We start from the raw sequence: 18,577 nt of genomic DNA on the forward strand, positions 1-18,577 counted from the left end.
CAGACGTCGCCTCCTTACTTGTTATCGGAATCGGTTGCGTCGTCGTCCTCGACAACCTCAGCGTCGACCACGTTGTCGTCGCCGTCGGCAGCGTCGGCCTGGGTTGCACCCTCGTTCGCCTGAGCCTCGTAGAGCGCGGTGCCCATTGCCTGGGACTCGGTGTTGAGCTTCTCCACTGCGGACTTGATGGCATCCAGGTCCTCGCCCTTAAGCGCCTCATCGACAGCGTCGGCAGCCTCGGTCACGCGGCCCTTGATGTCCTCCGGCAGCTTCTCGCCGTTTTCATCCATGAACTTGCGGGTCTGGTACGCCATGGTCTCCGCGTTATTGCGGGTCTCCTGCTCCTCGCGGCGCTTCTTGTCCTCGTCGGCGTGAGCCTCGGCGTCCTTGATCATGCGATCGATCTCGTCGTCGGACAGACCGGAGCCGTCCTGGATCTTGATCGTGTTCTCCTTGCCGGTGGCCTTGTCCTTCGCGGACACGGACACGATGCCGTTAGCGTCGATGTCGAAGGTGACCTCGATCTGCGGCACACCACGCGGAGCCGGTGCGATGCCTGCCAGCTCGAAGGAGCCGAGCAGCTTGTTCGCGGACGCGATCTCGCGCTCGCCCTGGAAGACCTGGATCTGCACGGACGGCTGGTTGTCCTCAGCCGTGGTGAAGGTCTCCGAACGCTTCGTCGGGATGGTGGTGTTGCGCTCGATGAGCTTGGTCATCACGCCGCCCTTGGTCTCGATGCCGAGGGAAAGCGGAGTGACGTCGAGAAGCAGCACGTCCTTGACGTCGCCGCGCAGCACGCCAGCCTGCAGCGCAGCACCCAGTGCCACGACCTCGTCCGGGTTGACGGACTTGTTCGGCTCCTTGCCGGTCAGTTCCTTCACCAGCTCGGACACGGCCGGCATACGGGTGGAGCCGCCGACCAGAACCACGTGGTCGATGTCGCCGACGGACATGCCGGCGTCCTTGACCACCTGGTTGAACGGGCTCTTGGTGCGGTCCAGCAGATCGGAGGTGATCTTCTGGAACTCGGTGCGGGTCAGCGTCTCGTCCAGGAACAGCGGGTTCTTCTCGGAGTCCACCGTGATGTACGGCAGGTTGATGGAGGCCTGCTGTGCGGAAGACAGCTCGATCTTGGCCTTCTCCGCGGCCTCGCGCAGACGCTGCATCGCCATCTTGTCCTTGGACAGGTCAACGCCGTTCTGGGACTTGAACTTGTCCACGAGCCACTCAACTACGCGGTTGTCCCAATCGTCGCCGCCGAGCTCGTTGTCGCCGGCGGTAGCCAGCACCTCGACGACACCGTCGCCGATCTCCAGCAGGGACACGTCGAAGGTGCCGCCGCCAAGGTCGAAGACCAGGATGGTCTCTTCCTTCTCGTTCTTGTCCAGGCCGTACGCCAGGGCGGCCGCGGTCGGCTCGTTAACAATGCGCAGCACATCGAGGCCCGCGATCTGGCCGGCCTCCTTGGTGGCCTGACGCTGAGCGTCCTCGAAGTACGCCGGGACGGTAATAACAGCCTCGGTGACTTCCTCACCGAGGTACGCCTCAGCGTCGCGCTTCAGCTTCTGCAGGGTACGGGCGGAGATCTCCTGCGGGGTGTACTTCTTGTCGTCGATCTCCACGGTCCAGTCCTCGCCCATGTGGCGCTTGACGGAGCGGATGGTGCGGTCGACGTTGGTTACCGCCTGGTTCTTCGCGGACTGGCCAACCAGGACCTCGCCGTTCTTCGCGAAAGCGACGACGGACGGGGTGGTGCGGGAGCCCTCCGCGTTAGCGATCACAACCGGCTCGCCGCCCTCAAGGACGGAGACGACCGAGTTCGTGGTGCCAAGGTCAATACCAACTGCACGTGCCATAAGAGTTATTCCTCCTGTTGAGAAGTGGTTTATCAGTAAGTTGATGTGCTCCGACTCAACTTGACGGCCACCACTATAACACTGGCGGCGACGTTCTTGAGTCTGTCGCACTCATAGGTAACAACGGCACGTACAACAAAGTTGTTCCCACCCAGCGCAACTTTCTTTGTTTCCGCAGGCAAACGCATAGAAAAACCTCCGGTTACGTGGGTAACCGGAGGTTGAATCGTCGACAAGCAACTGCTTAGAACAAGCCAGTCTCCTGCTCGGAGTAGGACACCAGGAGGTTCTTAGTCTGCTGGTAGTGGTCCAGCATCATCAGGTGCGTCTCGCGGCCGATACCGGACTGCTTGTAGCCGCCAAACGCCGCGTGGGCGGGGTAGGTGTGGTACTGGTTCACCCACACGCGACCAGCCTGAATGGCGAGGCCGGCCTTGTACGCCGTGGTGCCCGAGCGCGCCCACACGCCCGCGCCCAGGCCGTAAATGGTGTCGTTGGCAATCGAGATGGCCTCATCGAAATCCTTGAACGTAGTCACGGACATCACCGGACCGAAGATCTCCTCCTGGAAAATGCGCATGTCGTTGGTGCCCTTAAACACGGTCGGCTCGATATAGAGGCCGTTTTCCAGGCCGTCGATCGTGTTCACGCCGCCTCCAGTGAGCACTTCCGCACCCTCCTGGGGCCCAAGCTCCAGGTAGGACTGGATCTTGTTCATCTGCTCGGTGGAGGCTTGCGCGCCCATCATGGTGTCAGTGTCCAGCGGGTTGCCGGTCTTGATCTTCTTGACGCGCTGCACGCCAAGCTCCAAAAACTCGTCCGCGATGGACTCGTGCACCAGCGCACGCGACGGGCAGGTGCACACCTCACCCTGGTTCAGCGCGAACATGGCGAAGCCCTCGACCGCCTTCCTCTTGAAGTCGTCGTCCTTTTCAAAGATGTCCTCGAAGAACAACGCCGGGGACTTGCCACCGAGCTCCAGAGTGACCGGAATGATCTTGTCCGCCGCGGCCTTGTTGATGATCTTGCCCACCTCGGTGGAGCCGGTGAAGGCGATCTTGGCAATACGGTCGGAGCCGGACAGCGCCGCACCCGCCTCGTCGCCCATGCCGTTGACGATGTTCAGCACGCCCGCCGGGATGAGGTCGCCGACCAGATCCATCAGGTACAGGATCGACGCCGGGGTCTGCTCCGCCGGCTTGAGCACGATCGCGTTGCCCGCCGCCAGCGCCGGTGCCAGCTTCCAGGAGGCCATGAGTAGCGGGAAGTTCCACGGGATGATCTGGCCGACCACGCCGAGCGGCTCGTTGAAGTGGTAGGCGACAGTGTCCTCGTCGATCTGGCTCAGGCGGCCTTCCTGCGCGCGCAGCGCACCCGCGTAGTAGCGGAAGTGGTCGATGGCAAGCGGGATGTCGGCGGCGAGCGTCTCGCGCACGGCCTTGCCGTTTTCCCAAGTCTCCGCCACCGCGAGCTCCTCGAGGTGCTCTTCCATGCGGTCAGCGATCTTCAGCAGCACCATCGCGCGCTCCGCCGGGGAGGTCTTGCCCCAGGCGGGCGCGGCCTTGTGCGCGGCGTCGAGCGCCAAGTTGATGTCGGGCTCTTTACCGCGCGCGACCTGGCAGAACACCTCGCCAGTGACGGGGGTGATGTTGTCGAAGTACTCGCCGTCCACTGGGGCGACCCAGTCGCCGCCGATGTAGTTGTCGTAGCGCTCGCGGTACTTGACGTTTGAGCCTTCGGTTCCGGGGTTCGGGTAGACAGCCATTTCCATGCCTTTCTTACATTAGGGTCAGGTTGTGTCCCACGCTACACTTGTATCCACGTGTGGTCTAGGGCATTGTTCTTGACGACGGCCCTCCAGCTCCCACGTCATATGCATTAACCAGCATCTCTGGCACAATGAGCGCGTGACTAAACACGAAAACAACGACTACGTCGGCGCGCTCGACACCGCAGTCGACGATGTCCGGATGCTGCCCACCCCGGCAGACGCGGCCCAGGAGCTTTCCAAAGAGCCCGTAGACCGCGGCGACATCATCGCCTCTGACGGCCGCACCGCCGCCGCCTGGGCGCTGCGCTTCATCATCATTGTCGCCGCCACCGCGATCCTGCTCTACCTGCTCAAATGGGTGTGGATGGGCCTTTTGCCCATCCTGCTTGCACTGATCCTTGCCACGGTGCTGTGGCCGCCGGTGCGCTGGATGCGGGGCCACAAGATCCCCGCCGCCCTCGCGGTGTTCATCACGCTAATCGCCACCTTCGGCATCCTCGGCGGCATCATCGCCGCGATGGCGCCGACCGTGAAGTCGCAGGGCACCGAGCTCGGCCACCAGGCCGAGCAGGGCATCAACCAGATCATCGCCTGGCTCAAGGAGCAGAACTTCACCTTCCTCGAGCCGGAACGTATCCAGCAGGCCGTGGACCAGGCCACCGCGTTTGTGAAGGGTCAGGCGTCGAACATCGCCTCCGGGGTGTTCTCCGGCATCGGCGCGATTACGTCGGTAGGCACCACGCTCGCGTTGACGCTCGTGCTGCTGTTCTTCTTCCTCAAAGACGGCGACCGCTTCCTGCCGTGGGTACGCAAGTACACGGGCGTGCGCGCCGGCTGGCACCTCACCGAGGTGTGCATGCGCTCCTGGAACACCCTGTCCGGCTTCATCCGCACCCAGGCCATCGTGTCCATGGTGGACGCCATCTTCATCGGTTTGGGCCTGCTCTTCCTCGGCGTGCCGCTGTGGCCGGTGCTGGCTGTGGTGACCTTCTTCGCCGGCTTCATCCCGATCGTGGGTGCGATCTCCGCCGGCGCCTTGGCCGTGATCATCGCGTTGGTGTCCAACGGGTTCATGAACGCTGTGTTCGTGCTCCTGCTCATCATCGCCGTGCAGCAGCTGGAGGGCAACGTCCTCTCCCCGATCCTGCAGTCCCAGGCCATGGGCCTGCACGCCGCCGTGGTCCTGCTCGCCGTCGCTGTGGGCGGCACCCTGTTCGGCATCGTCGGCGCGTTCCTGGCTGTGCCGGTCGCCGCCGTTGCCGCGGTATGGCTGCGTTACTGGGCCGAGATGGTCTCGCTGCGCTCCGGTGAAATCACCGCCGATGAGATAGCCATGGCCACCCAGCAAACCCAAACCATGGATTCGAAGACGTCGTTCCTCGCCGTGCGCGACCACATGATGCGCATGGCCAAGCGAGAAAAGTCCAACACCAAGGTCCCCGTCAAGGAAGGCCTCGGCTCCACCCGCGTCCCCTTGGGAGAGGTCGAGGGCGACACTGAGGTTCCGGGCCGCACCCACGCCATCAAGGACGAAGAATAGGTACGGTGGGCGCCGTACTTACTCATCGACGAAAGGACGAAACCATGGCTGACCTCAACGGCAAGAGCGTCGCAATTATCGCCACCAACGGCTTCGAGGATTCGGAGCTGACCTCCCCGAAGGAAGCCGTGGAGTCCGCCGGCGCGACCACCAAGGTCATCTCCACCGAAACCGGTGAGATCGAAGGCAAGAAGGGCGCGAAGGTGGCTGTCGACGCCAAAACGGCCGACGCCTCCGCCGACGAGTTCGACGCCCTTATCCTGCCCGGCGGCACCGTTAACGCTGACACCATCCGCACCGACGCCGACGCCGTAGCACTGGTTAAGACGTTCAAGGACGCCGGCAAGCCGATCGGCGTGATCTGCCACGGCGGCTGGATCCTCGCCGAAGCCGACGTGCTCAAGGGCGTGACGCTCACCTCCGTGGCCAACGTCAAGACCGACCTGGCCAACGCCGGCGCCAACTGGGTCGACGAGGAGGTTGTGGTCGACTCCGGCTTCATCTCTTCCCGCACCCCGGACGACCTGCCGGCGTTCAACGCCACGCTCGTGGAGGAGTTCGCGAAGTAGGACTCTGCTCTCGCCGCCAGATCCCCAGTACGAAACCCCTATTAAGCGCCATTTTCGCGCTTAATAGGGGTTTCGTGCTCTGGGTTTGTGGTGCCTCCGCATCGCTGCGGGCTCATCTGCTAGTTGCCCAAAAACGCTCCTAGCAGATGAGCTCCTTACTGGCACCTGGTTCCAACATCACCTGGAACAACAGAAAGTTGGACACTTGATCTGCTAGTTGGGCGTGCGGGGCAACTAGCAGATTCGCAAGATGGGGCGCAGGGAGCGGTCGCCGGGAGCGCAGCGGCCCCAGGCGATTACCGCAGGTGCTCGCGCAGCGCCTGCCCCAGCTCGACGCGGGCGCGCTCGAGGGCGGCCTCCCACACCGCGGAGGCGGACTCGTCGGCGGAATCGGACACCTGCTTGAGCAGGGTCAGCGGCACGCCGAAGGTGGAACACACCGCGGCCAGGGCGTAGCCCTCCATGTCCACGAGCTGGCACTCGCGGGCGAGCTCCTCGCGCAGATCGGAGCGGTTCACAAACGCATCCCCGGTAGCGAGTTTGGCCTTGGGCAGCTCGGTCAGCGGGTCGAACGAGAACCAGCGCGGGTAGACAAAGTCGGTGATCTCGGAGGTGCCACCGACTTTGAAGTCGTGTTTGACGGCGTCGGAAACCTCGTAGACGCCAGGCTCCAAGTCCACCAGGGCGCCGGCCGTGCCGACGTTGATCACGCGCGACGGCAGCGGCCCGGAAGACAGGCGGCGGGTCAGCGCGATCGCGGCGGGCAGGGTGCCGATGCCGGTGATCAGCACCTCGTGGTCGCCGCCGGACATGATGTCCGCGGCCTCTTCTTTCATCGCTGCGGCGATAAGCAAGTCAGACATGGTTGCTTATCGTAGGCGGGCTGGCTCCGCGTCGACCACTGTCGCTCCCTCGCGCTCCCCCGCGGCCCGCGAGTTCTGGCGCGCCTTGAGCACGCCGCGCACGGACAGCGCCGCACCGAGCACCAAAACCAGCACGCGCACGACCCACAGGCCGGAGTCCACGCCGAGGAACTTCAGCACCACCGGCAGGTTCAGAAACACGATCAAGGTGCCCACGACTCCGCCGAGCGCGATGGGGTTCATGCGGGTGACCACCCACGCTCCGATAGGCGCGGCGACGACTCCGCCCGCCAGCAGCGCGAGCACCCCAGCGAGGTTGGCCACAAGGTCGTTCCACATTCCCACCGCGAACCCGAGGGTGGCGGCCGTGGTGACCAGGAACTCGGCGGTGGTGACGGTGCCGACGATGCGTCGCGGCTCAGCGCGCCCGGCGGACAGCAGCGTCGAGGTGGTCACGGGCCCCCAGCCACCGCCGCCGGTGGCGTCCACAAACCCGCCGAACATGCCTAGCCCGGCTAAAAACCCGCGGGAATGAGGTTTTTCCACCAGCTTGCGCTGGGTCAGCCCGCGCGCGAAACGCAGCATCAGGTTCAGCCCGATCAGGGCCAGGATCAGCGACATCACCGGCCGAGCGGCTTCGGTGGAGAGGCGCACCAGCACTGTCGCGCCGAGGAACGCGCCGATCGCGCCGGGGATGCCGATGGCGAACGCGGTGCGCCAGTCCACGTTGCCGAAGCGGGTGTGCGCGACGCCGGAGGCCAGCGTGGTGCCCAGCTCCGCGGTGTGCACGACGGCGGACGCGGCCGCGGGGGTCAGCCCGGCCAGTGCGATGAGCATGGTGGACGAGGTGGCGCCGAAGCCCATGCCGAGGCCGCCGTCGACAAGTTGGGCGGCCAGGCCGGCCACGGCGATGAGCAGCAGCGTCTCAATCTTGTACATCTCAGGCGTCCTTTTCGGCAGTGCGGTATCGGTTGGCAACAACATCCGCGAGGTCTGTGGTCAGCGGCCCAGAAGCTGACAGGTGCGGTGGGATCCGGTCCAGGAGTGTTCCGTGGGTGACAAACAGCGGCAGCACGTGTGTGTGCCTATCGACGAACCTCCGGTCGCCCCTCGTCGCCTGCACCACCGACACATCGATCCCGGCCAAACGCGCCAGGTTGTCCGCCAGGCGGGCGTAGTTCGCGGCCTGTTCGGCATCCGATGTGCCGACGGGAAATAGGGTGGCGTGGGACGCCGAAGGTGCGTCGATACGCAAGCGCTTGTGCAGGGTCTCGGCGATGTCGGGGCCGGTGCCGAACGGCTCAGCGAGGGTGAGGTCGCAGTGCTCGCGCGCCTCGGTGAGGTGGGCCGGCACGTCCACCTTCGCGTGGAACGCGCGGGTGAACAGCAGCGGCACGACGATGGCGCGCGGCGAAGACAACGCGGCGGCCGCCTCGGCAAGGGTGGGGCGATCGAACTCGAGGTGCGCGTCCGCCCACTCCACACCGAGCTTTTCGGCGGCCGCTTCGGTGAGCGCGCGGATGCCCTCCTTGGCCCGCGGGTGGCGCGAGCCGTGGGAGAGGGTGATCAGCGCGGTCATGGTGGGTGCTCCTAGCGCAGGCGCTTTCCCACGAGACCCGCGGCCAGCGTGTTGCCGGAAGACTGGTCCACGAGCAGGAAGTTGCCCACCGCGCCGCGGGCCGCGTAGGGCTCGACCGGCAACTCGTCGGCGGTCTGGATGGTCACGTGCGCGATCTCGTTGAGCGCGACGGCCTCGGGCGAGGTGTTGTCGCCGGCAGCACCGTCGATGTCGAGGACGCGGTCCACGCTGGCCACGCGGGCGCGCACGAACGCGGTGCCGATGCGCAGCTTCACAGCCTGCCCGGCGCGCAACTCCTTCTCGGTGAGCCCCACAACGGTGGCGGCGAACTCCCTTGTGTCTTCTGGCCGGGTTCCAGAGGCCAGGAGGTCACCGCGGGTCAGGTCAATTTCGTCGGCAAGGCGCAGGGCCACCGAGTCGCCGGCGTGGGCGGCCTCCACCGGGCCGTCGGTGGAATCGATGCCGGCCACGGTGGTTTTCCGGCCGTACGGGGCGAGGACCTCATCGCCGACGGAGATGGAACCGGCGTTGACGCGGCCGGCGTAGGCGCGGTAGTCGGTGGCGTGCTCGCGAAGCACGTACTGGATGTTGAAGCGGAAGTCCAGGTCGTCGGCGCGGCCGTGGTTAACCGGGATGGTCTCCAGCAGCTCCAGCACGGTCGGGCCGGTGTACCAGGGCGTTTCCGCGGACAGTTCAGCGACGTTGTCGCCCTTGAGCGCGGAAATCGGCACCACGTGCGGGTCCTCGATGCCGAGCTCGGCGGCCTTGGCGTCGAAGGTGGTCTTGATCTCGTTGAAGGTCTCCTCCGAGTAGCCGACCAGGTCGATCTTGTTCACCGCCAGGATCACGGTGCGCACGCCCAGCAGCTTGGCCACGGTGAGGTGGCGGACGGTCTGTTCCACCACGCCGCTGCGGGCGTCCACCAGCAGCACGACCACCTGGGAGGTGGACATGCCGGTCACGGTGTTGCGCGTGTACTGCACGTGCCCCGGGGTGTCGGCGAGGATGAAGGTGCGCTTATCGGTGGCGAAGTAGCGGTAGGCCACGTCGATGGTGATGCCCTGTTCGCGTTCGGCGCGGAGCCCGTCGACAAGCAAGGAAAGGTCGAGGCCCTCAAAGCCCCTGTCGGCCGAGGTGCGCTCGACGGAGGCAAGCTGGTCCGCGAGCACGGACTTCGTGTCGTGCAAAAGGCGGCCGACGAAGGTGGACTTGCCGTCGTCGACGGAGCCGGCGGTGCACAGGCGCAGGGTTTCGCGGTCCGCCAACGCGGCTGCGGCGGAAGTGGTGGTCGGGGCAGTCATCAGAAGTAGCCTTCCTTCTTGCGGTCTTCCATGGCGGATTCGCTCAGGCGGTCATCGGCGCGCGTCGCGCCGCGCTCGGTCAGGGTGGAGTTGGCGATCTCGACGAGCACCTCGTCGATCGTGGACGCGTCCGAATCAACCGCGCCCGTGCAGGACATGTCGCCCACGGTGCGGTAGCGCACGCGGCGGGTCTCAAGCTGCTCGCCGTCGCGCGGGCCACCCCACTCGCCCGGGGTCAGCCACATGCCGTCGCGGCCGAACACCTCGCGGTCGTGCGCGAAGTAGATCGACGGCAGGGCAATCCCGCGGGCGCCGATGTACTCCCACACGTCCGCCTCGGTCCAGTTGGAGATGGGGAACACGCGCACGTTCTCGCCCGGCAGCGTCGCGCCGTTGTACAGGTCCCACAGCTCGGGGCGCTGGCGGCGCGGGTCCCAGCCGCCGAAGGAGTCGCGCACGGAGAACACACGCTCCTTGGCGCGGGCGCGTTCCTCATCGCGGCGCGCGCCTCCGAGCACGGCGTTGTAGCCGACCTCCGCGATGGTCTCCACCAGCGGCACGGTCTGCAGCGGGTTGCGGGTGCCGTCGGGGCGTTCCTGCAGGTCGCCGCGATCAATCCAGTCCTGCACCTCGGCCACACGCAGTCGCAGCCCGTGCTTTTTTACCAGCTCGTCGCGGAACTGGATCACCTCCGGGAAGTTGTGCCCGGTGTCCACGTGCAGCAGCTCAATCGGCATGGCCGCCGGCGCGAAGGCCCGGCGCGCCAGCTCGAGGACCACGCAGGAGTCCTTGCCGCCGGAAAACAGCAGGCCGATCTTGTCGAACTGCCCGGCCACCTCGCGGATGATGTGGATGGACTCGTTTTCCAAGTCCTTCAGGTGCGGCGACAGCTCAGGTGTCGTTGCTTGCGTCATCTTGTCTAAAGCTCCTTTTATTCGTGCAGGCCGCACTCGGTTTTGGATGCGAACGCCCAGCGCCCGGCGCGCGGGTCCTCCCCCTCGGCCACGGGCATGGTGCAGGTGGCGCAGCCGATGGAGGGGTAGCCCTGACGGGTCAGCGGGTGGATGATCAGGTCGTTATCCTCCTCGAATGCCTCCGTGTCCTCCAGCGACCAGGTCACCAGCGGGGAGATCTTCAGCCGCCCGGTGTTATCCAGGCTCAGCGCGGGCGCCTCGGCTCGGGTGGGGCCGTCGGCGCGGCGCAGGCCGGTGATCCAGCCGGCGTACGGGCTCATGTGCACCGCCAGCGGCTCAACCTTGCGCATGCGGCAGCACGCGCCGGGGTTGCGCAGGTACAAATTCGGACCGTACACCTTGTCCTGCTCCGGGCGGGTGAGCTGGGCGGTTGCGCGCACCAGCGTGTGCGAGGGGTAGCGGGCCTCAACTGCGTCGGCCACCTCGAGGGTCTCCGGGAAGTGGTACTCGGTGTCTAAAAAGAGGAAGTCCGCGTCGGGCAGGTGGCGCTCGGCCAACTCCGCCAGCACTGTGTTCTCCATGGAGAGGGTCACCGCGAGCTTGCCGGGCGCGTGCTCGTGGGCCCAGCCGAGGATGTCGGCGGCGGAGGCGTCGTAAAGCTTGGGTGCCCACTGGTCTACGAGCTGGGCGTTTTGCTTGGCGACGTCCTCCGGCAACGCCGCCGTCTCCCTCGGCCCTGCCGGGCTGATCTCGGGGTCGCGGAAGTTTCCTCCCGGCTGGTTGAGCAGGTTGGTCATCGCTTCTCTTCCTTCACTACTGCGGTATGCCCGTGCCGCGCCAGGGAGGCCTGCAGCGCCTCCTCCGTCGACGGCGCGGGCGCGTGCGGGGTGTCCGGATCGTCCTGGCCGTGGTACTTCACCTCGAAAACACGCAGGCACTCCCCGCATTTCCAGGCAAAGTCCGTCTCCTCGTTCGGCCAAAGGTCCTCCCCGCCACAATAGGGGCAAAACGAGGGGAAATTGCGGTTCGGATTCGGGGCTCGGCGAAAGCTCATCGCAAATCATCCTCGTCCGCGCGGGCGACCCATTGACGAAATGTTTCGCCGTCCTCGCGCTTGTCCACGTAATGCTGCACCACGCGCGTGACGTAATCCGTCAGCTCGGTGGACAGCACCTTGTGGCCGCGCAGCTTGCGGCCGAAGTTCGCGCCCTCGCCGATAGTGCCGCCGAGGTGCACCTGGAACCCCTCGACTTTCTTGCCGTCCTCGTTCGCCACCATCTGGCCCTTGAGCCCGATGTCGGAGACCTGGTGGCGCGCGCACGCATTCGGGCAGCCGTTGAGCGAGATGGTGATGGGCGAATCCAGGTCGCCGAAGCGCTCCTCCAGCTCATCCGCCAGCTCGATCGCGCGGGACTTCGTGGTCACGTGCGCGAGCTTGCAGTACTCCAGGCCGGTGCAGCTGAGCAGGCCGCGGCGGAACTCGGAGGGCTTCGAGTACAGCCCCATCTGTTCCAAATCGCTTTGCAGCTTCTCGACGTCCTCCGGTTCCACCCCGAGCAACAGCACCTCCTTAAACGGAGTAAAGCGCAGGTCGGTCACGCCGTATTGCTCCGCCAGGTCCGCGAGCGCGATGAGCTGCTCGCCGGACATGTGGCCCAGCGTGGGCTTCACGCCGATGTAGACGTTGCCGTCATTTTGTTCGTGCACGCCGATGTGGTCGCGGTCGACCAGGTTGTTGGGGGCCTTTGGGCCGTCGGCAAGCGCATAGCCCAAGTAATCCTCCTCGAGGATGCGGCGGAACTTCTCCACGCCCCACTCCTTGACCAGGAACTTCAGGCGCGCGCGGTTGCGCAGGCGGCGGTAGCCGTAGTCGCGGAAGATGCGCACCACGTTCGCCCACACGTCGGGGACCTGCTCGAGGGTGACAAATGCACCGAGGGACTGCGCGAGCATCGGGTTGGTGGACAGCCCGCCGCCGACGTAGCACTCGAAGCCGGGGCCGAGCTCGGGGTGCTCAACGCCGATGAAGGCAAGGTCGTTGATCTCGTGGACCACGTCCTGGCGGGCGTTGCCGGAAATAGCGGTCTTGAACTTGCGTGGCAGGTTCTGGAATTCCTCGTCGGTGACGATCTGCTGGATTTTGCGGATCGCGGGGGTGGCGTCGATGATCTCGTCCTTGGCAATGCCGGCGACCGGGGAGCCTAAGATCACGCGCGGCACGTCGCCGCACGCGTCCCAGGTGTTCAGGCCGTGCTCCTCGAGCTTCTCCCAGATCGCGGGGACGTTCTCGATGCGCACCCAGTGGAACTGCATGTTCTGGCGGTCGGTGAGGTCCACGGTGGAGCGCGCGTAGTCGCGGGAAAGCTCGCCGACGGCGCGGGCCTGCGCGGTGGAGCAGATACCGCCGTCGAAGCGAATGCGCATCATGAAGTACTTGTCTTCCAGGACGCTGTTGTCCTCGCCGGTGAACTCGCCACCCAGGTTCTGCTTGCGTTGGGTGTACAGGCCGAGCCACTTAAAGCGCGGGTAGAGGTCCTCGCGGTCGATCGAATCGAAGCCGCCCTTGGAGTAGACGTCGATTACGCGCTGCTTGACGTCTAGGACTGGGGATTCCTGCTTGATCTCCTCGTCGTGGTTCAGCGGCGCGGAGCCGTCTATTAGCCACTGCCCCTCCGACTTCTTCGGGCGTGTCCTGGGCTTAATGGGTGCGCTCATCTGCTCTCCCTAAATAGACAACTCTGTACGCATCCGGGCGGCCCGGAGCTATTGCTGGCCAATAGTGCCGTACTACTCGGTCTAAAACAACTGGACCGGAGAAAGTGCCGGTTAAGGCAGTGAATGTAAACGTTTTACGGGGGTTGAGAATGAAATTATTTGCGGGTTTAAGACCACTCGGTCTATACGCTATAGTGTCCAACATCAACACACCCTTTTGCGAAAGGACAACGAACATATGAGCCTGCGCGTCGCCGTAGTTGGAGCCGGCCCAGCCGGCATTTACGCCTCCGACCTGCTAATCCGCAACGAAGAGCACGACGTCCACGTCGACCTCTTCGAGCAGATGCCCGCCCCCTTCGGCCTGATCCGTTACGGCGTGGCACCCGACCACCCGCGAATTAAGGGCATTGTGAAGTCCCTGCACAACGTGCTGGACAAGGACAAGCTGCGCCTGATCGCTAACGTCACCGTCGGCCGCGACATCACTATCGACGACCTGCGCGACTACTACGACGCCGTCGTCATCTCCACCGGTGCCGTGCGCGACCGCGAGCTGCTTATCCCGGGCGGCGACAAGTCCATCGGCGCCGGCGAGTTCGTCGGCTTCTACGACGGCAACCCGCGCTTCGAGCGCAACTGGAACCTCGAGGCCAAGGAAGTCGCCGTCGTCGGCGTGGGCAACGTGGCACTCGATATCTCCCGCATCCTGGCCAAGACCGGCGACGAGCTCACCGTCACCGAAATTCCGGACAACGTCTACGAATCCCTGAAGAACAACAAAGCGGAGACGGTGCACATGTTCGGCCGCCGCGGCCCCGCCCAGGCGAAGTTCACGCCGAAGGAGCTGCGCGAGCTCGACGAGTCCGACACCATCCAGGTGCTCGTGGACCCCGAGGACATCGACTACGACGAGCTGTCGGAGCAGGTCCGCCGCTCCGACAAGTCCGTCGATCTGAACTGCCAGGTGCTGGAGCAGTACGCCATGCGCGAGCCGGACGACGCGCCGCACAAGATCCACATCCACTTCTTCGAAGAGCCGGTGGAGGTGCTCACCGACGACTCCGGTGCCGTGACCGGCATCCGCACCGAGCGCCAGGAGCTCGACGGCAACGGCGGCATCCGCGGCACCGAGAAGTTCACCGACTGGCCGGTCCAGCAGGTCTACCACGCCGTGGGCTACCGCTCCGAGCCGGTCGAGGGCGTGCCCTTCGACCTGGAGCGCCACGTCATCCCCAACGATGGCGGCCGCGTGTTGGTCACCGCCGAAGAGGGTGCCGCACCGGAGGACAAGCTCTACGTCACCGGCTGGATCAAGCGCGGACCCGTGGGCCTGATCGGCAACACCAAGTCCGACGCCAAGGAAACCACCGACATGCTCATCGCCGACGCGGACGCCGGCAAGCTTGCCGCGCCGACCCACACCGGCGCCGACGACATCTTTGACCTGCTGCGCGAACGCGGCGTGGACTACGCCACCTGGGACGGCTGGTACAAACTCGACGAGGCCGAGCGCGCCCTCGGCGCCGCCGACGCCAACTTCCCGCGCGAGCGCAAGAAGATCGTGGAGTGGGAGGACATGCTCGGCCACTCCCGCGCCGGCCAGTAAGCGTTTCGGCGGGCACACCCGCCGCCGCCCCAGCCGCAAACGCCGATATCGGCATTTAGCCTGAGCGCCGAGCCGCGACCTGGGCTTTTACAGCAGCTGGCGCCGTAAACGCCGATATCGGCGTTTAGGCAGCAGCAGTATCGCAGCAGCGCGGCCCCACCGGTCTAGGATTACCCCGGAGAAAAGAGAGGGGCACTCATGGATCTCATCCGCCTCACCGCGCGTTTTGGCAAGCGGTACAGCGGCAAGATCGCGCTGGTTATCGTGCTGCAGCTGGTCACGACCCTGGCCACGCTGTACTTGCCGGACTTGAACGCGGACATCATCAACAACGGCGTCGCCCAGGCGGACGTGCCGTATATCTGGCGCACCGGCCGCACGATGCTGGCAGTCGCGCTGGTGCAGATCGCAGCGGCGATCGCGGCAGTGTGGTTCGCCTCCCAGGTGGCCATGGACACCGGCCGGGACATCAGGGCCTCCGTGTACAACCGGGTGTCCGATTTCGATAGCGAGGAGATGGCGCATTTCGGCGCCGCCACACTGGTCACGCGCGGCACGAATGACGTCCAGCAGGTGCAAATGACGTTCCTGTTGTTCATGAACTTCATGGTCGCAGCACCCATCATGGCCATCGGCGGCATCATCATGGCGCTGCGCCAGGACGCTGGTATGTCGTGGCTGGTGGTCACGGCGGTGCTCGTCCTGGCCGTCGTGGTGGGCGTCACCGCGGCGATCCTGATGCCGCTGTTCAAGCGCATGCAGACAAAGCTTGACGCGATCAACGGCCTGTTGCGCGAGCAGATCGCGGGCATCCGGGTGGTGCGCGCGTTCGGCCGCGAGGACTACGAGGCCGAGCGGTTCACGGACGCGAACCACGACATCACCAGGCTAAGTCTGAACATCGGCCGCGTGTTCGTCACAATGTTCCCGGTGATCATGCTCATCCTCAACCTCGCCACCGCGGCCGTGCTGTGGTTCGGCGGCCACCGCGTGGACGACGGCCTGGTGGAGGTCGGTTCACTCACCGCGTTCATGCAGTACCTGATGCAGATCCTCATGGCGGTGATGATGGGCGTGTTCATGCTGATGATGCTGCCGCGCGCGATTGTCTGCGCGGATCGCATCGAGGAGGTGCTCGGGCATGAGGTGAAGGCGTCGGTGGCCGAAGGGGCGTCGATAGGCGAAGGCTCCGTGCGCTTCGAGGACGTCTCCTACACCTACCCGGGCGCGGAGAAGCCGGTGCTTGAGGGCATTTCGTTCGAGGCCCGCCCGGGGACCACGACTGCGATCATCGGCTCGACGGGCAGCGGCAAGACCACACTCGCGGGGCTGTTGCCCCGGCTGTACTCGCCGACTTCGGGGCGCGTGCTTATCGACGGCCATCCGGTCACCCACATCCCGCGCCAAGACCTGGTCAAGGCGGTCGCGATGGTGCCGCAGAAGCCGTGGCTGTTCTCCGGCACGGTGGCGTCGAACCTGCGCATGGGCAACCCGAACGCCACAGACGAGCAGCTTTGGGCGGCGCTGCGGACCGCGCAGGCCGGGTTCGTGGACGATTTGGACATGCCGATTTCCCAGGGCGGCACCAACGTCTCGGGCGGGCAGCGCCAGCGCCTGTGCATCGCGCGGATGTTTGTGGCGGATCCGAAGGTGTACGTCTTCGACGATTCGTTCAGCGCGCTGGACGCGACCACCGAGGCGAACCTGAACGCGGCGATGCGCGAGATCGTGCAGGAGCGCACCGTGATCGTGGTGGCGCAGAAAGTGTCCTCGATAAGGCACGCGGACCAGATTCTGGTGATGGAGGCTGGGCGCATCGTCGCGCGCGACACCCACGACGAGCTGCTGCAAACCAGCGAGACGTACCGGGAGATCGCGGCGAGCCAGGCGGAGGTGGACGCATGAGCAACCAGCACGGATCCGAGCTGACAGACGACCAGCTCGCCGAGTACGAAGAGAAGATGGCCGGCGACGACTACTCCAACAAGGCGCCGCGCAAGGCCAAGCAGTTCTGGCCGTCCGCGAAACGCCTGCTGGGGTTGCTTGCCCCGTACAAGCTGGCGCTGACTGCGGTGTTCGCCATGAACGCCGTGTCCGTGGTGCTGGCCGTGTACGCCCCGCGCGTGATGGGCCGGGCCATGGACGTGATCTTCTCCGGCGTGATGTCCAAGCACATGCCGCCGGGCACTACCAAGGAGCAGGCGGTCGAGGGCTTGCGCGCCGCGGGCCAGAACCGCTTCGCTGACATGGCCTCGGCGATGGATCTCACGCCCGGCACCGGCATCGACTTCGACCGGCTTGGCCAGCTCATCGTTGCGGTCCTAGTGCTCTACGTCGCTGCGTCGCTGCTGATGTGGGCGCAGGGCGCGATTTTGAATAGGCTGACCATGCGCGCGGTGTTCAACCTGCGCGAGCGGGTGGAGGCGAAGATCAACACCCTGCCTCTGCGCTACTTTGACACCCGCCAGCGCGGCGACGTGATGAGCCGCACCACCAACGACGTGGACAACGTGCAGCAAGCCCTGCAGCAGTCCCTGTCCTCGCTGTTCAACGCGATCCTGACGGTGGTGGGCATCCTGGTGATGATGTTCGCCATCTCCTGGCAGCTGGCCCTGGTGGCGCTGCTGGCCATCCCGCTAACCGGCCTGGTCATGGGTTTGGTGGGCACGCGCTCGCAGCAACAGTTCACCACCCAGTGGAAGGCCACGGGCGACGTCAACGGGCACGTGGAGGAATCCTTTTCCGGCCACGACGTCGCCGTCATATTCGGGCGCACCGAGGAGCTGCGCCGCACCTTCGACGAGCGCAACAACGAGCTCGCGGGCGCGGCACAAAAGGCGCAGTTTTTGGCCAACTCAATGCACCCGACCATGCAATTCATCTCGTACCTGTCGTATGTGGCCATCGCGGTGCTCGGCGGGGTGAAGGTCGCTTCGGGCAAGCTCACGCTCGGCGACGCCACCGCGTTTATCCAGTACTCCCGCCAGTTCAACCAGCCGCTCGGCGAGATCGCCGGCATGATGCAGATGCTCCAATCCGGTGTCGCTTCCGCGGAGCGAGTCTTCGAGCTTCTCGACGCTGAAGTAGAACCCGCAGACAGCACCACGGCCCGCATGGACGGCCGCGCCGAGGGCCTGGTGGAGTTCCGCGACGTGTCCTTCTCCTACACCGACGAGCCTTTGATTCAGGACCTGAACCTGCGGGTGGAGCCGGGCCAGACCGCCGCGATCGTCGGCCCCACCGGCGCCGGCAAGACCACGCTGGTGAACCTGATCATGCGCTTCTACGACGTCGATTCCGGCGCGATAACCCTCGACGGCACCGACATCCGGGAGTACTCCCGCGAGGACCTGCGCGGCCAGATCGGCATGGTGCTGCAAGACGCGGTGCTGTTCAAGGGCACGATCATGGACAACATCCGCTACGGGCGTTTGGACGCCACCGACGAGGAGGTCATCGAGGCGGCGAAGGCCACCTACGTGGACCGCTTCGTACGCTCGCTGCCGGAGGGTTACGACACGGTAGTCGACCAGGACGGCGGGTCCGTCTCCGCCGGCGAGCGCCAACTGATCACGATTGCGCGCGCGTTCCTGTCGCAGCCGGCGCTGTTGATCCTGGACGAGGCGACCTCGTCGGTGGACACCCGCACCGAGGTCATGGTGCAGCAGGCCATGCACGCGCTGCGATCCAACCGCACCTCGTTTGTCATCGCGCACCGCCTGTCCACCATCCGCGATGCGGACGTGATCGTGGTGATGGAAGACGGACGCATAGTGGAGCAAGGTTCGCATGCGGAGCTCGTCGCAAAGCAAGGTGCGTACTGGCGCCTGCACCAATCCCAGTTCAGCGCCTAACTGACA

At 65.3% G+C, this 18,577-nt stretch carries 15 protein-coding genes; 5 read left to right on the top strand and 10 right to left on the bottom strand.

Features of this window, described 5'->3' with window-relative positions:
• Positions 1-14 precede the first annotated feature (14 nt).
• Together dnaK and exaC are read right to left on the bottom strand one after the other, a co-directional pair.
• Positions 15-1,856, bottom strand: a complete 1,842-nt coding sequence (gene dnaK, locus CAFEA_RS09950; RefSeq protein ID WP_035000179.1) for a molecular chaperone DnaK — start codon at positions 1,854-1,856, stop codon at positions 15-17.
• Between the two features lie 244 nt (positions 1,857-2,100).
• A complete protein-coding gene (gene exaC / locus CAFEA_RS09955; RefSeq protein WP_063937037.1) occupies positions 2,101-3,621 on the bottom strand; it encodes an acetaldehyde dehydrogenase ExaC in 1,521 nt (506 codons plus the stop codon).
• Between the two features lie 142 nt (positions 3,622-3,763).
• On the opposite strand from exaC, the gene CAFEA_RS09960 reads away from it, so the two are divergent.
• Both CAFEA_RS09960 and CAFEA_RS09965 read left to right on the top strand, forming a co-directional pair.
• Positions 3,764-5,167: an AI-2E family transporter gene (locus CAFEA_RS09960; protein WP_082855617.1), complete on the top strand. Its 1,404-nt coding sequence runs from the start codon at positions 3,764-3,766 to the stop codon at positions 5,165-5,167.
• Positions 5,168-5,211: 44 nt separating this feature from the next.
• A complete protein-coding gene (locus tag CAFEA_RS09965; protein WP_063937016.1) occupies positions 5,212-5,736 on the top strand; it encodes a type 1 glutamine amidotransferase domain-containing protein in 525 nt (174 codons plus the stop codon).
• A gap of 296 nt (positions 5,737-6,032) precedes the next feature.
• Here the strand turns inward: CAFEA_RS09965 and CAFEA_RS09970 are convergent, their stop codons facing one another.
• The 8 genes from CAFEA_RS09970 to CAFEA_RS10005 are packed head-to-tail and all read right to left on the bottom strand — an operon-like array spanning position 6,033 to position 13,108.
• On the bottom strand, positions 6,033-6,599 hold the full coding sequence (locus CAFEA_RS09970) for a nucleosidase (RefSeq protein ID WP_063937015.1): 567 nt from the start codon (positions 6,597-6,599) through the stop codon (positions 6,033-6,035).
• A 6-nt stretch (positions 6,600-6,605) separates the two neighbouring features.
• Positions 6,606-7,529, bottom strand: coding sequence for a sulfite exporter TauE/SafE family protein (locus tag CAFEA_RS09975; protein ID WP_082855619.1), 924 nt, complete (start codon positions 7,527-7,529; stop codon positions 6,606-6,608).
• 10 nt (positions 7,530-7,539) lie between these two features.
• Positions 7,540-8,178, bottom strand: a complete 639-nt coding sequence (locus CAFEA_RS09980; protein WP_063937013.1) for a sirohydrochlorin chelatase — start codon at positions 8,176-8,178, stop codon at positions 7,540-7,542.
• Between the two features lie 11 nt (positions 8,179-8,189).
• Positions 8,190-9,479, bottom strand: coding sequence for a sulfate adenylyltransferase subunit 1 (locus CAFEA_RS09985; RefSeq protein ID WP_063937012.1), 1,290 nt, complete (start codon positions 9,477-9,479; stop codon positions 8,190-8,192).
• Positions 9,479-10,393 carry a sulfate adenylyltransferase subunit CysD gene (gene cysD / locus CAFEA_RS09990; RefSeq protein WP_035000188.1) on the bottom strand — a complete coding sequence of 305 codons (915 nt, stop codon included), beginning with the start codon at positions 10,391-10,393 and terminating at the stop codon, positions 9,479-9,481. Before cysD ends, CAFEA_RS09985 begins: the two co-directional genes overlap by 1 nt.
• A 17-nt stretch (positions 10,394-10,410) precedes the next feature.
• The gene (locus tag CAFEA_RS09995; RefSeq protein WP_035000189.1) at positions 10,411-11,190 is read right to left on the bottom strand and encodes a phosphoadenylyl-sulfate reductase; all 780 of its coding nucleotides are present in this window, start codon (positions 11,188-11,190) and stop codon (positions 10,411-10,413) included.
• The gene (locus CAFEA_RS10000; RefSeq protein ID WP_035000191.1) at positions 11,187-11,447 is read right to left on the bottom strand and encodes a hypothetical protein; all 261 of its coding nucleotides are present in this window, start codon (positions 11,445-11,447) and stop codon (positions 11,187-11,189) included. The genes CAFEA_RS09995 and CAFEA_RS10000 overlap by 4 nt, the downstream gene beginning before the upstream one ends.
• Positions 11,444-13,108: a nitrite/sulfite reductase gene (locus CAFEA_RS10005; protein WP_063937011.1), complete on the bottom strand. Its 1,665-nt coding sequence runs from the start codon at positions 13,106-13,108 to the stop codon at positions 11,444-11,446. The genes CAFEA_RS10000 and CAFEA_RS10005 overlap by 4 nt, the downstream gene beginning before the upstream one ends.
• 238 nt (positions 13,109-13,346) lie before the next feature.
• Here CAFEA_RS10005 and CAFEA_RS10010 point away from each other — a divergent pair, with 238 nt between their 5' ends.
• The 3 genes from CAFEA_RS10010 to CAFEA_RS10020 all read left to right on the top strand — a co-directional run bounded on the left by CAFEA_RS10010 (position 13,347) and on the right by CAFEA_RS10020 (position 18,571).
• Complete coding sequence (locus tag CAFEA_RS10010) at positions 13,347-14,717, top strand: FAD-dependent oxidoreductase (RefSeq protein ID WP_063937010.1); 1,371 nt, start codon at positions 13,347-13,349, stop codon at positions 14,715-14,717.
• 198 nt (positions 14,718-14,915) lie between these two features.
• Positions 14,916-16,622: an ABC transporter ATP-binding protein gene (locus tag CAFEA_RS10015; protein ID WP_063937009.1), complete on the top strand. Its 1,707-nt coding sequence runs from the start codon at positions 14,916-14,918 to the stop codon at positions 16,620-16,622.
• Positions 16,619-18,571, top strand: a complete 1,953-nt coding sequence (locus tag CAFEA_RS10020) for an ABC transporter ATP-binding protein (RefSeq protein ID WP_063937008.1) — start codon at positions 16,619-16,621, stop codon at positions 18,569-18,571. The genes CAFEA_RS10015 and CAFEA_RS10020 overlap by 4 nt, the downstream gene beginning before the upstream one ends.
• Positions 18,572-18,577: the final 6 nt, after the last annotated feature.

Source organism: Corynebacterium afermentans subsp. afermentans (assembly GCF_030408355.1).
Classification (GTDB): domain Bacteria; phylum Actinomycetota; class Actinomycetes; order Mycobacteriales; family Mycobacteriaceae; genus Corynebacterium; species Corynebacterium afermentans.